Genomic DNA, 12,231 nt, shown 5'->3' on the forward strand with positions numbered 1-12,231 from the left:
TCACAGCCCCTCGCCGTTCTGGGCCACCGCGCGCAATGTCTTGCTCATCTCCCGGGCGGTGGCACGCGCCGCCGCCGAGCTGGTGGCGTCGAGCACGGCGGCCGCCAGGCTGCGGCACTGCTCCAGCGTGAGCTCGGCGAGCGCGTCGCGGACGTCGGCGACGGCCGGGGCGGCCATGGACAGACCGCTCACCCCGAGACCGGCCAGAACGGGCGCCAGCAGCGGATCGGCGGCCGCCTCTCCGCAGACACCCACCGGCCGGCCCAGGTCCTCGGCCGCGCCACACACCGTGGCGACCAGGGTGAGCAGGGCCGGCTGCCAGGGGTCCAGGAGATGGCCGAGGGTCTGGGAGGTCCGGTCGGCGGCCAGGCTGTACTGGGCCAGGTCGTTGGTGCCGATGCTGGCGAAGTCGACATGAGGCAGCAGATCGTGCGCGCGCAGGGCCGCCGACGGTACTTCGATCATGATTCCGACGGTCTGTACGCCGCAGCTGCGGGCGAGGCCGGCGAAGTGGGCGGCTTCCTCTGCCGTGGTGACCATCGGCGCCATGACCCTCATCCGCGCGCTGGTGCGGCGCTGTGCCGTAACAAGGGCTGCGAGCTGGGTTTCGAGGATGCCCGGCCGCAGCGTGGCCGTGCGCAGCCCCCGCAGCCCGAGAGCGGGATTGTCCTCACGGGGCAGGTGCAGGAAGGGAAGGGGCTTGTCGGAGCCGGCATCCAGGGTGCGCACCGTCACCGTACGCCCCTCGAAGGAGTCGAAGACCTGGGAGTAGGCCCGTATCTGTTCCTCGAGCGTGGGGGGTTCGCGGCGGTCCAGGAAGAGGAACTCGGTACGGAACAGCCCCACCCCTTCGTTGTCGGCCTGTGCCGCGCGGACGGCGTCCGCGGGAGTGCCGATGTTGGTCAGGAGCTGAACGGCCTGATGGTCGGCGGTGCGGCCCGGCCCCTTGGTGCGGGACTGTGTGCGGGTCCGGGCGTCGTCGAGGGCTTGCTGCCGACGTTGGGGCGAGGGGTGGGCCTCGACGGTGCCGGCCCGGCCGTCGAGGAGGACGGGGATGCCGTCCTGCAGGGCGCCGGCCTGGGGGCATCCGACCACCGCAGGCAGACCGAGTGCGCGGGCGAGGATGGCGGTGTGGCCGGTCGGGCCGCCCTTCTCGGTGATCAGGCCCACCACGTCACCGCCGGCCAGCTGCGCGGTGTCGGCCGGGGAGAGGTCCTCTGCGGCGAGGATGAACGAGTGTCCTGGACGGGGTATGCCGGGCATGGGCACGTCCATCAGGAGTGCGACGGTGCGGTTGCGGATGTCGCGCAGGTCGGCGGCGCGTTCGGCCATGTATCCGCCGGCTTGCTCAAGTTGGGTGCAGTAGGCGTCGATCGCGAGGGAGAGGCTGTGGGCGGTGGGCACGCCTCGGCCGATGTGGTGGGCGGCGGCCTGGACCAGGGCAGGGTCGCCGGCCATGGCGGCGCCGGCCTCCAGGATGGCGCCTGCCGTGCCGCCCGTAGCGATGGCGGACAGTTGCGCGGCCACTTCGGTCAGGGCCTGGCGTACCCGCTGGACTTCGTGGGCGGAGTTCTCACCCGGTGCTTCGTCGGGGTCGGTGATGACCGGCGGCGTCATGCGGGCCAGGGGGGCACATGCCACCCCGGGGCTGACGCCGTAGCCGGTCATCGTGATCGAGGTGGGGCTCACGCGTCGAGCTCCTTGCTCAGCAGGGCCGCCAGTTCCTCCAGGACGGCCTCCGCCTGCCGGCCTTCTGCGGACAGGGTGACCCGGTCGCCGTAGCCGGCGCCGAGCGTCATGACTCCCAGCATGCTGTCGGCGGCCACGGGGGGCTTGCCGTCGACAGCGATCGTGACCGACAGGGGCGCCCGGGAGGCGGCCTGGACGAAGGCGGCGGCGGGCCTGGCGTGCAGGCCCCTGTGTGAGCCGATGGAGACGACGCGCTGCGCCATGGACGGTTTTCCTTTCGAAGGGGCTGTCGGAGTGCGTTGGGCCGTGTCAGGCCGCGGGCTGGGGCTGGCGTTCCTGATCGGCCTCCGGGTTGTCCTCCTCGCGGCCGGGGGTGCGCAGGTTCCAGCGGCGGATGACGAAGCGGAACAGCACGTAGTAGAGGGCGGCGTAGCCCAGGCCTATGGGAATCAGCAGCAGCGGGTTGGTGGCCTTCCCCCAGTTGAGTACGTAGTCGATGAGACCGGAGGAGAAGGTGAACCCGTGGTGGATGTCGAGGGCGTTCACCAGGGCGAGAGACGTTCCGGTCAGCACGGCGTGTACCAGGTACAGGGGCCAGGCGACGAAGAGGAAGGCGAACTCGATCGGCTCGGTGATGCCGGTGAGGAAGCTGGTGAGTCCGGCGGAGAGCATGATTCCGCCGACGGCCTTGCGGTGCTCGGGGCGGGCTTCGCGCCAGATCGCCAGGGCTGCGGCGGGAAGGGCGAACATCATGATCGGGAAGAAGCCGGTCATGAAGATGCCCGCCTCGGGGTCCCCTGCGAAGAACCGGTTCAGGTCACCGTGGGTGCCGTTGTAGTCGCCGAGGATGAACCACACGACGGAGTTGAGGATGTGGTGCAGGCCCAGCGGGATGAGCAGCTTGTTCGCCATTCCGTAGATACCGCCGCCGACGATGCTGTTCTCATCAACCGCCTCGCCGACCTCGGTGAGACCGCTGTTGAACAACGGATAGACCAGGCTCATCAGAACGCCGACCACGAGAGCGGTGACCGCGGTCAGGATGGGCACGAGTCTGCGGCCGCTGAAGAAGCCCAGATAGGGCGGAAGCACGGTGCGGTAGAAGCGTTGCCACAGCACGGCGGCGAGCATGCCGATGACGATGCCGCCGAGGACCCCGAAATTGACCACCGCCTGCTCGCCCGCGAGATCCTTCCGGCCTTCGAGGACGACAGGCGACATCGCCTTGAAGACACCGTCCAGGACGAGATACCCGACCACCGCGGCCAGCGCCGTGGAACCGTCCGCCTTCTTCGCGAACCCGATCGCGATACCGACGGCGAAGATCAGCGGCAGATGCGTGAACAGCACGCCGCCGGCGGCCGAGATGACGTGCGCGGTGTCCTGGAGCGCGGAGAACCGGCCCAGGACGTCGTCCTGCCCCAGCCGGAGAAGCAGACCTGCGGCCGGAAGCGTGGCAATCGGCAGCATCAGGCTACGGCCGAGTTTCTGCAGACCCGCAAGGCCCGGACGGCGGCCTGCGGACGTGGATGTACTGGTGCTCATGACAACCTCAAAGGCGTGTGCAGGGGGCGGGACGCGGAGAGCCGGACGGGCACGCAGCAGCCCGGAGCTGCCGGATTGGCCGAACCTCCGGCTCTGGTAGTGACTGGTAATGACCAGTTAGCCCTCAGCATGGCCCCGCACCCGGGGCGTGTCAATGCTTCGACGCAGCAGAACGGCGCGGCACGCGCATACCGCCACGAGCAGGCACAGGCGCTGCCGTGATGGAATCGAGGCCTGGCGCATGCTGCATACTGGTAGTAACCAGTCAGAGGGGTGCGACGAAGCCTCCCGGAACCGAGAGTGGGGTCGCAGTGGCTACACAGCAGATCGCCGCCAAAAGCATGGTGCCCAAGCACGCACAGCTGCGCGCGATTCTGGTCGACATGTGCACCAACCGACTCTCCCCCGGCGACGCACTGCCGAGTGAGCGCCAACTGTGCCTCGACCACGGGGTCAGCCGGGTGACGGTACGCGAAGCCCTCAGTCAGCTCGTGGCCGAAGGACTGGCCGTCCGGGTGCACGGGCGCGGCACCTTCGTTGCCGAGCGGACACACCGCTCAGAACTCGGCCTGGCCTCCTTCCACGAGGACATGCGCCGACTCGGCCTGGAGCCGGGCACCGTCGTACTGTCCACCGACAAGAAAGCCCCCACCTCAGCCACCGCCGCGGCTCTCCAGATGACCGAGAAGCAGCAGTCATGGCACGTCCGCCGCCTCCGGCTGGCCAACGGGACGCCCATCTGCGTCGAGGACGCCTGGTACAGCGCCGACCTTCTGCCGGAGCTGGACAGCGTGGACTTCACCACCTCGATCTACGACACCCTGGGCTCACGGTTCGGATATCCCGTCGACCGTGCGGAGCAGACGGTCGGGGCAGGGTCGGCCTCCACGGAGACCGCCGCCCTCCTGGGCATCCGCAAGGGCACTGCCGTCATGACCTTCGACCGCATCGCCTACAGCGGCGAGCAGCCCGTCGAGCACGCGTACTCGTGGTTCCGCGCCGACCGTTACCAGTTGCACATGACCCTCACCGAGCACTGAACCCCGGCCCGGGACAATCCCGGGCGGCAGCCATGCATTGACCTGCGCGCACGCCACTCGCTGTATTGATCACGAGCGTTGTCGACACGCAGGGTCTTGATCGTGGTGAAGGCCTCCGTGCGTGGTGAAGGTGTCGAATCTTCACCGCACGGAGGCCTTCGTGTCCCACCGTGATGCCCGGCTGACCGTCTTCGGGAGGCGCGTGTCTGTGCGCTGAGGCAGACCCGCAAGCTGGGCCCGGCCCGCATCGGCCCGATCCTCGGGCTGCCCCGCCTCGACCGTGCACCGCATCCTGACCCGGCACGGTCTCAGCCGGCTGGTCCTGGCTCGACCGGCCCACCGGAGAGCCCGTCCGCCGCTAGGAACGGGCCCGGCCCGGCGAACTGGTCCACGTCGACATCAAGAAACTCGGCAGCATCCCCAACGGCGGCGGCCGGCGCACGGTCGGCAGCTCTGGCGGGACGCCGCTGCCACCGACACTCGGCGCGGCCACCCACCGATCAGTCGTGTGAACAACGCTGCGAGTCAAGGCACCCAGCCGATTTGCTCTTTGACATGTTCATGATTTTCAGGTTTGCCTACCACGCCCCTCTGGGCTACCCTTCTGGTCATAACTGGTAATTACCACTTCCCTGCGGCCTGCTCGTCACTTAGGCGCGGCGCCGCATCAATCCGCTGATCAGGAGGGGGCACCCATGTCCAAAGCCCGACTCATCGTCGAAGGGCTCGGAGGAGCAGACAACATCGCCGACATCGAGGCCTGCATCACCAGGCTGCGCACCGAGGTGAACGACCCGGGCGTCGTTGACGTGGGCGCCCTCAAGAGAGCGGGCGCCCACGGGGTCCTGGTGTCGGCCGGAGTCGTCCAGGTGGTCGTCGGCCCCGAGGCGGACTCCCTGGCCGAGGACATCAAGGAGCTGCTGTGAGTCTTGCCGTCTACGCCCCACTGGCCGGGACCCTCACGGCGCTCGGCAAAGTCCCCGACCCGGTTTTCGCAGCTCAGATGGTGGGATCGGGAGTGGCGGTCGAGCCTCCCCACGTCGACGGGCCCGTCGACGTCGTAGCGCCGGTCGCCGGCACGGTCGCCACGCTGCACCCGCATGCGTTCGTGATCCATACCAGCAGCGGGGCGGCCGTCCTTGTGCACCTGGGCATCGACACCGTGCGGCTGAAGGGAGAAGGGTTCCGCACGCATGTGGCCGCAGGAGAACAGGTGGAGGTCGGCCGGACTGTGATCACCTTCGACCCGAGCGCGGTCCGGGCACACGGCCTGTCCGCGATCTGCCCCGTTGTGGTCCTCGACAGCCGGCCCGGATCGACGCAGCCGCCGTCCGTCACCGGCCCGGTACCGGCCGGGGCCCTGCTGTTCAGCTGGGCGGCGCTGTGACAACGGCCGACGCCCGTCCCCCGAAGAGGACCGGCAGCCAGGGGCCCGGCTCCCGTCCGCCGTGCGAAGCGGTCCTCCTGGACCTGGACGGCACCCTGGTCCTCAGCGAAGAGGTCCACCGCCTCGCCTGGCAGGCGCTCTTCGACACATGGGGCGTCGAGGTGACCGACGCCGACTACGAGCAGCAGTACATGGGGCGACGGCCCAGCGACGTCATCGCCGGCGTTCCCGGGCCCTGGACGGGCGCCGACGCACAAGCCGTGCTCTCCACCATGACCGCCTTCACGCTGGAACACGCCGGCAGCGTCGAGGTCGTTCCCGGTGCTGCCGCACTCATCCGGCGGCTGCGTGTGAAGTATCCCGTCGCCGTCATCACCAGCGCCGGTGCGCTGTGGGCCCAGCACCTCCTCGACAAGGTCCTCGGCGTACGGCACCTGGTCGACGTGGTCATCACCGCCGAGGACACCACGTCCGGGAAACCCTCCCCAGAGGGCTACCTCAGGGCCTGCACCGCCCTGCGGGCGCGGCCCGCGCACTGCCTGGCCTTCGAGGACTCCCCGTCGGGAGTCACCGCCCTGGTCGCCGCCGGTGTCCGGGACATCGTCGGTGTCACCACCACCACCGCCTCGGCCGACCTCACCCTGGCCGGAGCGCGCTGGACCGTCCCCGATCTCACCGCCGCGAGCGTGCGCAGCATCAGCGGCGCCCTCAGAGCACACTCCCCGAATGCGGTACGCAACGACGAGGAGACCGAAGCATGAAAAGACTCGACGTGGCCGTGATCGGTGCCGGATTCATCGCCCGCACCCACCTGCCGGCCTGGATCGCCCTCGGAGCGCGGATCCGCATCTTCTCCACCGACGACCAAGCCGCGCTGCTCTCAGAGGAGTTCGGCCTCACCAAGACCGCCTGTCTCGATGAAGCCCTGGACGGGGCATCGGTCGCCGACATCTGCACCCCCACCACCACCCATCGCGACATCGCCCTGGCCGCCTTCGCGGCCGGAGCGGACGTCCTGTGCGAGAAACCCCTCGCCCTGACACCGGCAGACGCCCTGGAGATGGCCGAAGCCGCCCACAAGGCCGGACGCCTGCTCTACCCCGGACACGTCGTGAGATTCTTCCCCGCCTACGCCCGCCTCCGCAGCACCATCAGGTCCGGGGCGCTCGGCCGCCCGGCCGTGGCCCGCTTCACCCGCACCGGCCGCTATCCCACGTGGAGCCCCTGGTTCGCCGATACCGCCCTCTCGGGAGGCATCGTCACCGACCAGATGCTCCACGACATGGACATCGCCAGATGGCTCTTCGGAGAGGTCGTCAGCATCCACGCCACCCAGCGCGGCCACCTCACCACCCACGACTCCGCCTCCGCCCCCGAGGGACCCGTGGCCACCGGCAGCGCCACCCTCACCCACGACTCCGGCGTGATCACCCAGGTCCTGGGCGTGTGGGGCCCGCCCGCCACTCCGTTCCGCTACACCTTCCACGTCGCCGGCTCCAACGGCACCCTCACCCACGACTCCATCGCCCACCCGTCCTTGCGCCTGACCGGTGCAGCCGGCGCCCAAGCCGGCGCAGTACCCACCGGCGACTTCGGCGAAGACCCCTTCTCCGCCCAGATCCGCGAGCTCGCGACCGCCTTCCAGGGCGGCCCCGCCCCACGGGTGAACGCCCTGGACGGTGTGGCGGCCGTCAAGATCGCCGCAGCCGCCCGCCGCTCCGCAGCTACCGGGCTGGCCGTCGCCGTCCACGACGCAGCCCCGCGCACGCTCACGGAAGGAAGCCCCCGATGAAGGTCGCCCTCCTGTCCTTCGCCCACGTTCACGCAGCGACGTACATCCAACTGCTGCGCGACCGAAGCGACATCGAGCTCATCGTGACCGACCCCGACGCCGATCCCGGCGACCCTACACGCGGCAAGGCCCTGGCCGACGAACTCGGTGTCACCTACCGGGCCGGCTACGACGAGGCCCTCGCAGAGCGCCCCCGGGCCGTCATCGTCACCAGCGAGAACGCCCGCCACCGCACACTCGTCGAGCTAGCCGCCGCCGCAGGTGCTCACATCCTGTGCGAGAAACCCCTGGCCACCACCGAGGACGACGCACGCGCCATGATCGACGCCTGCGAGCGGGTCGGCGTGAGCCTCATGACCGCCTACCCCGTACGCTTCCACCCGGCCTTCGCAGCCCTCCGGCACACCCTGTCCGACGGCGACCTCGGGCCCCTCCTCAGCGTCCACGGCACCAACAACTCCTCCCCTCCTGCTCTGGAACGCCCCTGGTTCGCCGACCCGGCCTGCGCCGGAGGCGGCGCCATCATGGACCACACCCTGCACATCGCAGACCTCCTGGACGTCCTCCTCGACGGCGAGCAGCCCACCCACGTCCACGCCGTCGCCAACTCCCTCCTCACCTCCAGCACCGACGGCCCAGAAGTGGAGTCCGCCGGGCTACTCACCCTCACCTACCCGCGAGGCCTCGTCGCCACCATCGACTGCAGTTGGAGTCACCCCGCCACGCACCCCACCTGGGGCGGTCTCACCCTCACCTGCGTCGGCGAGCGCGCCCTCGCGGAATTCGACGCCTTCCCACCACTCCTCACCGGCTACGACACCGCCCAGGCCGCCACCCGCTGGGAACCCGCCGCCATCGACCTCGACGCCGCCATGCTCGAGAGTTTCCTCACGGCCGCCCGCACCGGACAACGCGCCCACCCCGACGGCGAGACAGGCCTGCGCACCCTCAAAACCGCCCTCGCCGCCTACGCCTCGCTCCACACCGGCCAACCCGCCACCATCACAGCAACCTGACCAGCCCACAAGACGCCGCCCCAAGACGGGCACGAGCGACCGTCAGAGGGTGTTCCGTACTGGTTTACGCTGCCGCGAAGGTTTCGCGCGGAGGTATTGACCGACGTTGTTCGGGTCGACGGCTACTGAGGTTCTCGGGTTGTCGTCGGGTGAGGCGGCAGATCATGAGGCAGATACCGCCACGCGATCCCAGTGCGGGCGACGCAGAGGAGTGGGCTCGCGGCCGTCGACCCGAGCCGCCCGCACCGACCGTTGCCCACCGGCACGAACGGCCGCAGCCGTTCCCACTCCGCAACCGACAGATCACCCCGCCCCACACACGAGATGACGATCCGACCAGGCGACAGTCGCATGATCGGCCGGACAGCTCCTGGGTGTGCTGCCCTGTGCGCCCGGGTGGCGTCAGAGGGAAGGCGGGGAGCGTGAGTGTCGGCGCGTGCCGCCCTGCGGCGTGCCCTGCCTCGCGTGGCCCACTTCACGATCCGGATCGTGGACGCACGCCACTCGGGCTTGCGTCACCGTCTAGTCTGATCTGTGCAGCTGGTTCGTCCCGTCCGCCAGGCGGGACGTCGTAAGAGGGAACCCGGTGGGAATCCGGGACTGCCCCGCAGCGGTGAGCGGGAACGACCGCCGTCATACGCACTGGGTCCGACGTACCGGGCCCGGGAAGCGACGGCCAGTAGGTGTCCTCCGGTCAGGAGGGCGTGCCCGCGAGTCCGAAGACCTGCCCGTTGCCCGCGCGCGGACGACTCCGTGCGTGGACATCCCGGTGACCTCGAGGGCGGGTCGGCGTACATACCAGGCGACCGATCGTGCCTTGCCGCGCACGCTCGTACCGTCCGGTTCGTCACCCCTTCGCGCTCTCGCCCCGCCTCCGGGATCTCAGGGATTCATCTCGCGAAGGAGATCTCCGTGACACCGAAGTCCGCAGCCGCGGCAGCACGGTCCACCGTGCACGGCTACCCCCGCCAGGGCCCGAACCGGGAACTGAAGAAGGCGATCGAGGGCTACTGGAAGGGCCGCGTCACCGCCGACGCCCTCCGGGCCACCGCCGCCGAACTGCGCCGCTCCAACTGGAAGCAGCTCGCCGAGGCCGGCATCCACGAGGTGCCCACCGGTGACTTCTCGTACTACGACCACGTCCTCGACACCACCGTCATGGTCGGCGCGATCCCCGAGCGCCACCGCGCCGCCGTCGAGGCGGACGCCCTGGGCGGCTACTTCGCCATGGCGCGCGGCACGCAGGACGTGGCGCCGCTGGAGATGACGAAGTGGTTCGACACGAACTACCACTACCTGGTCGCGGAGCTGGGCCCGGACACCGTCTTCACAGCCGATTCGGCCAAGCAGGTCGCCGAGCTGAAGGAAGCCCTGGCTCTCGGGCTGACCGCGCGCCCCGTCCTGGTCGGCCCGATCACATACCTCCTGCTCGCCAAGCCCGGCCCCGCCGTGCCCGCGGACTTCGAGCCGCTCACTCTCCTGGACCGGCTGCTGCCCGTGTACGCCGAGATCCTCGCCGACCTGCGCGCGGCCGGTGCCGAATGGGTGCAGATCGACGAGCCCGCCCTCGTCCAGGACCGCACCCCGGCCGAGCTGAAGGCCGCCGAGCGCGCCTACCGCGAGATCGGTGCCCTCGCCGACCGGTCCAGGGTGCTGATCGCCTCGTACTTCGACCGGCTCGGCGACGCCCTGCCGGTGCTGGCCAAGGCCCCGGTCGAAGGACTCGCGCTGGACTTCACCGAGTCCGGCGCCGCCAACCTGGACGCTCTCGCCGCCGTCGGCGGACTGCCCGGGAAGCGTCTGGTCGCGGGCGTGGTCAACGGCCGCAACATCTGGGTCAACGACCTGGAGAAGTCGCTGTCCACCCTGGCCACCCTGCTCGGGCTGGCCGACCGGGTCGACGTGGCCGCCTCCTGCTCGTTGCTCCATGTGCCCCTGGACACGGCCCCGGAGCGGGACATCGAGCCGCAGATCCTGCGCTGGCTCGCCTTCGCGAAGCAGAAGACGGCCGAGATCGTCACCCTCGCCAAGGGCCTAGCCCAGGGCACCGGCACGATCACCGCCGAACTCGCCGCCAACCGCGCCGACCTGGCCTCCCGCGCGGGCTCCCCCATCACGCACGACCCGGCCGTACGGTCCCGCGCCGCGGCGGTCACCGAGGCCGACGCCCGCCGCGCCCAGCCCTACACCGAGCGGGCCGCCGCGCAGCGCGCCCATCTCGGGCTGCCCCTGCTGCCGACCACCACGATCGGTTCCTTCCCGCAGACCGGCGAGCTGCGCACGGCCCGCGCCGACCTGCGCGCCGGCCGGATCGACGCCGCCGGCTACGAGGAGCGCATCAAGGCCGAGATCCAGAAGGTCGTCTCCTTCCAGGAGAAGACCGGCATCGACGTCCTGGTGCACGGCGAGCCCGAACGCAACGACATGGTCCAGTACTTCGCCGAGCAGCTCACCGGCTACCTCGCCACCCAGCACGGCTGGGTGCAGTCCTACGGCACCCGCTACGTCCGCCCGCCGATCCTGGCCGGCGACATCTCCCGCCCCGAGCCGATGACGGTGCCCTGGACGCGGTACGCCCAGTCCCTCACGTCCCGCCCGGTCAAGGGCATGCTCACCGGACCGGTGACCATGCTCGCGTGGTCCTTCGTCCGCGACGACCAGCCCCTCGGCGACACCGCCCGCCAGGTCGCCCTCGCCCTGCGGGACGAGGTGCACGATCTGGAGACGTCCGGGACGTCCGTCATCCAGGTGGACGAACCCGCGCTGCGCGAGACGCTGCCGCTGCGCGCCGCCGACCACCCGGCCTATCTGGCCTGGGCGACGGAGGCGTTCCGGCTGAGCACGAGCGGGGTCCGGCCGGACACCCAGATCCACACCCACATGTGCTACGCCGAGTTCGGCGACATCGTCCAGGCCATCGACGACCTCGACGCCGACGTCATCAGCCTGGAGGCCGCCCGCTCGCACATGCAGGTCGCCCGGGAGCTCGCCGCCCACGGCTACCCGCGCGAGGCCGGCCCCGGCGTGTACGACATCCACTCACCGCGCGTCCCCAGCGCCGAGGAGGCCGCCGACCTGCTCCGCACGGGCCTGAAGGCCATCCCGGCGGAGCGGCTCTGGGTCAACCCCGACTGCGGCCTGAAGACCCGGGCCTGGCCCGAGACCCGGGCCTCGCTCGAGAACCTGGTGGCCGCCGCCCGTACGGTTCGCGGCGAGCTGTCCGGGTCCTGACCCGCACGTCCCGAGGGCCGTGGCGCCACATGCGCCCCGGCCCCACGAGCCGTACCGCCACGAACGGAAGCAAGGAGAGGGGAGCGGAGCGCAGACAGCTCGGCAACCGTGCCGCCACGATGCACGCGACGCGACACGCTCTCGGCATGTCCCAGTCTCGGCGTGCGCGCCCACACGGGCACCTTCTTCGGCCTGGCCAACCGGATCGTTCTCGCGGTCATCGCGCTCGGGCTGAGCATCGGCATCGTGCTCGGCTACCGCATGTGGTGGCAGCGCCGGCCCACCCGGGGGGACCGCCGTGCCCTGGTGGGCCTCGCGCCCGCGCGCGGTACGTGGCGGCACCTGCCCTGGCCCGCCCTGGCCGTGGCGGTGCCGCTGGTGGTCGCCGTGGGCTGGGCGTTCCCGCTGCTGGGCTGGTCCCTGCCGGCGTTCCTGGTCCTGGACGGTCTGCTTGCGCTGATCCACCGGCGGCGCACGGTCGCTCCTGCGGCGGGCGCCTGACACCCGTCCCCTCACCTGTGGCCCGCGCTT

Annotated in this window: 11 protein-coding genes, 1 pseudogene and 1 riboswitch; of the genes and pseudogenes, 9 read left to right on the plus strand and 3 right to left on the minus strand. The window is 70.4% G+C overall.

Annotated features, from left to right (window positions below; all coding sequences use genetic code 11):
* From ptsP to BLT82_RS28360, 3 genes are read right to left on the minus strand one after another with little or no spacing between them, the layout of a single operon-like run.
* The gene (ptsP, locus tag BLT82_RS28350) at positions 1 to 1,689 is read right to left on the minus strand and encodes a phosphoenolpyruvate--protein phosphotransferase (RefSeq protein WP_208868066.1); all 1,689 of its coding nucleotides are present in this window, start codon (positions 1,687 to 1,689) and stop codon (positions 1 to 3) included.
* Complete coding sequence (locus BLT82_RS28355) at positions 1,686 to 1,952, minus strand: HPr family phosphocarrier protein (protein ID WP_093659901.1); 267 nt, start codon at positions 1,950 to 1,952, stop codon at positions 1,686 to 1,688. Before BLT82_RS28355 ends, ptsP begins: the two co-directional genes overlap by 4 nt.
* Before the next feature lie 46 nt (positions 1,953 to 1,998).
* Entirely contained in the window at positions 1,999 to 3,234 is a 1,236-nt protein-coding gene (locus BLT82_RS28360; RefSeq protein ID WP_093659903.1) for a PTS transporter subunit EIIC, read from the minus strand.
* A gap of 311 nt (positions 3,235 to 3,545) precedes the next feature.
* Here BLT82_RS28360 and BLT82_RS28365 point away from each other — a divergent pair, with 311 nt between their 5' ends.
* The 9 genes and pseudogenes from BLT82_RS28365 (at position 3,546) to BLT82_RS28410 (ending at position 12,201) form a co-directional block, all read left to right on the plus strand.
* A complete protein-coding gene (locus BLT82_RS28365) occupies positions 3,546 to 4,274 on the plus strand; it encodes a GntR family transcriptional regulator (RefSeq protein ID WP_208868067.1) in 729 nt (242 codons plus the stop codon).
* Positions 4,275 to 4,451: 177 nt separating this feature from the next.
* A pseudogene (locus BLT82_RS38880) lies at positions 4,452 to 4,776 on the plus strand (IS481 family transposase); the annotation flags it as partial.
* Between the two features lie 193 nt (positions 4,777 to 4,969).
* Entirely contained in the window at positions 4,970 to 5,200 is a 231-nt protein-coding gene (locus BLT82_RS28375) for a PTS sugar transporter subunit IIB (RefSeq protein ID WP_093659907.1), read from the plus strand.
* Positions 5,197 to 5,661 (plus strand): PTS sugar transporter subunit IIA, encoded by a 465-nt coding sequence (locus tag BLT82_RS28380; protein ID WP_093659909.1) that lies wholly within the window; start codon positions 5,197 to 5,199, stop codon positions 5,659 to 5,661. Before BLT82_RS28375 ends, BLT82_RS28380 begins: the two co-directional genes overlap by 4 nt.
* Entirely contained in the window at positions 5,658 to 6,422 is a 765-nt protein-coding gene (locus BLT82_RS28385) for an HAD family hydrolase (RefSeq protein WP_167746111.1), read from the plus strand. Before BLT82_RS28380 ends, BLT82_RS28385 begins: the two co-directional genes overlap by 4 nt.
* Positions 6,419 to 7,453, plus strand: a complete 1,035-nt coding sequence (locus BLT82_RS28390; protein ID WP_093659911.1) for a Gfo/Idh/MocA family protein — start codon at positions 6,419 to 6,421, stop codon at positions 7,451 to 7,453. Before BLT82_RS28385 ends, BLT82_RS28390 begins: the two co-directional genes overlap by 4 nt.
* On the plus strand, positions 7,450 to 8,469 hold the full coding sequence (locus BLT82_RS28395; RefSeq protein ID WP_093659913.1) for a Gfo/Idh/MocA family protein: 1,020 nt from the start codon (positions 7,450 to 7,452) through the stop codon (positions 8,467 to 8,469). The genes BLT82_RS28390 and BLT82_RS28395 overlap by 4 nt, the downstream gene beginning before the upstream one ends.
* Before the next feature lie 524 nt (positions 8,470 to 8,993).
* A riboswitch (cobalamin riboswitch) is annotated at positions 8,994 to 9,215 on the plus strand.
* A 166-nt stretch (positions 9,216 to 9,381) separates the two neighbouring features.
* Complete coding sequence (metE, locus tag BLT82_RS28405) at positions 9,382 to 11,700, plus strand: 5-methyltetrahydropteroyltriglutamate--homocysteine S-methyltransferase (RefSeq protein ID WP_093659917.1); 2,319 nt, start codon at positions 9,382 to 9,384, stop codon at positions 11,698 to 11,700.
* A 108-nt stretch (positions 11,701 to 11,808) separates the two neighbouring features.
* The gene (locus BLT82_RS28410) at positions 11,809 to 12,201 is read left to right on the plus strand and encodes a PepSY domain-containing protein (protein WP_280142507.1); all 393 of its coding nucleotides are present in this window, start codon (positions 11,809 to 11,811) and stop codon (positions 12,199 to 12,201) included.
* Positions 12,202 to 12,231 lie beyond the last annotated feature (30 nt).

It is taken from the genome of Streptomyces wuyuanensis, assembly GCF_900103455.1.
Taxonomy (GTDB): Bacteria; Actinomycetota; Actinomycetes; order Streptomycetales; family Streptomycetaceae; genus Streptomyces; species Streptomyces wuyuanensis.

Bases quoted from the DNA above. Each gene is read 5' to 3' on its own strand.
- BLT82_RS28355 (WP_093659901.1), bottom strand. From the start codon at position 1,952: ATGGCGCAGCGCGTCGTCTCCATCGGCTCACACAGGGGCCTGCACGCC.
- BLT82_RS28360 (WP_093659903.1), bottom strand. From the start codon at position 3,234: ATGAGCACCAGTACATCCACGTCCGCAGGCCGCCGTCCGGGCCTTGCG.
- BLT82_RS28375 (WP_093659907.1), top strand. From the start codon at position 4,970: ATGTCCAAAGCCCGACTCATCGTCGAAGGGCTCGGAGGAGCAGACAAC.
- BLT82_RS28390 (WP_093659911.1), top strand. From the start codon at position 6,419: ATGAAAAGACTCGACGTGGCCGTGATCGGTGCCGGATTCATCGCCCGC.
- BLT82_RS28395 (WP_093659913.1), top strand. From the start codon at position 7,450: ATGAAGGTCGCCCTCCTGTCCTTCGCCCACGTTCACGCAGCGACGTAC.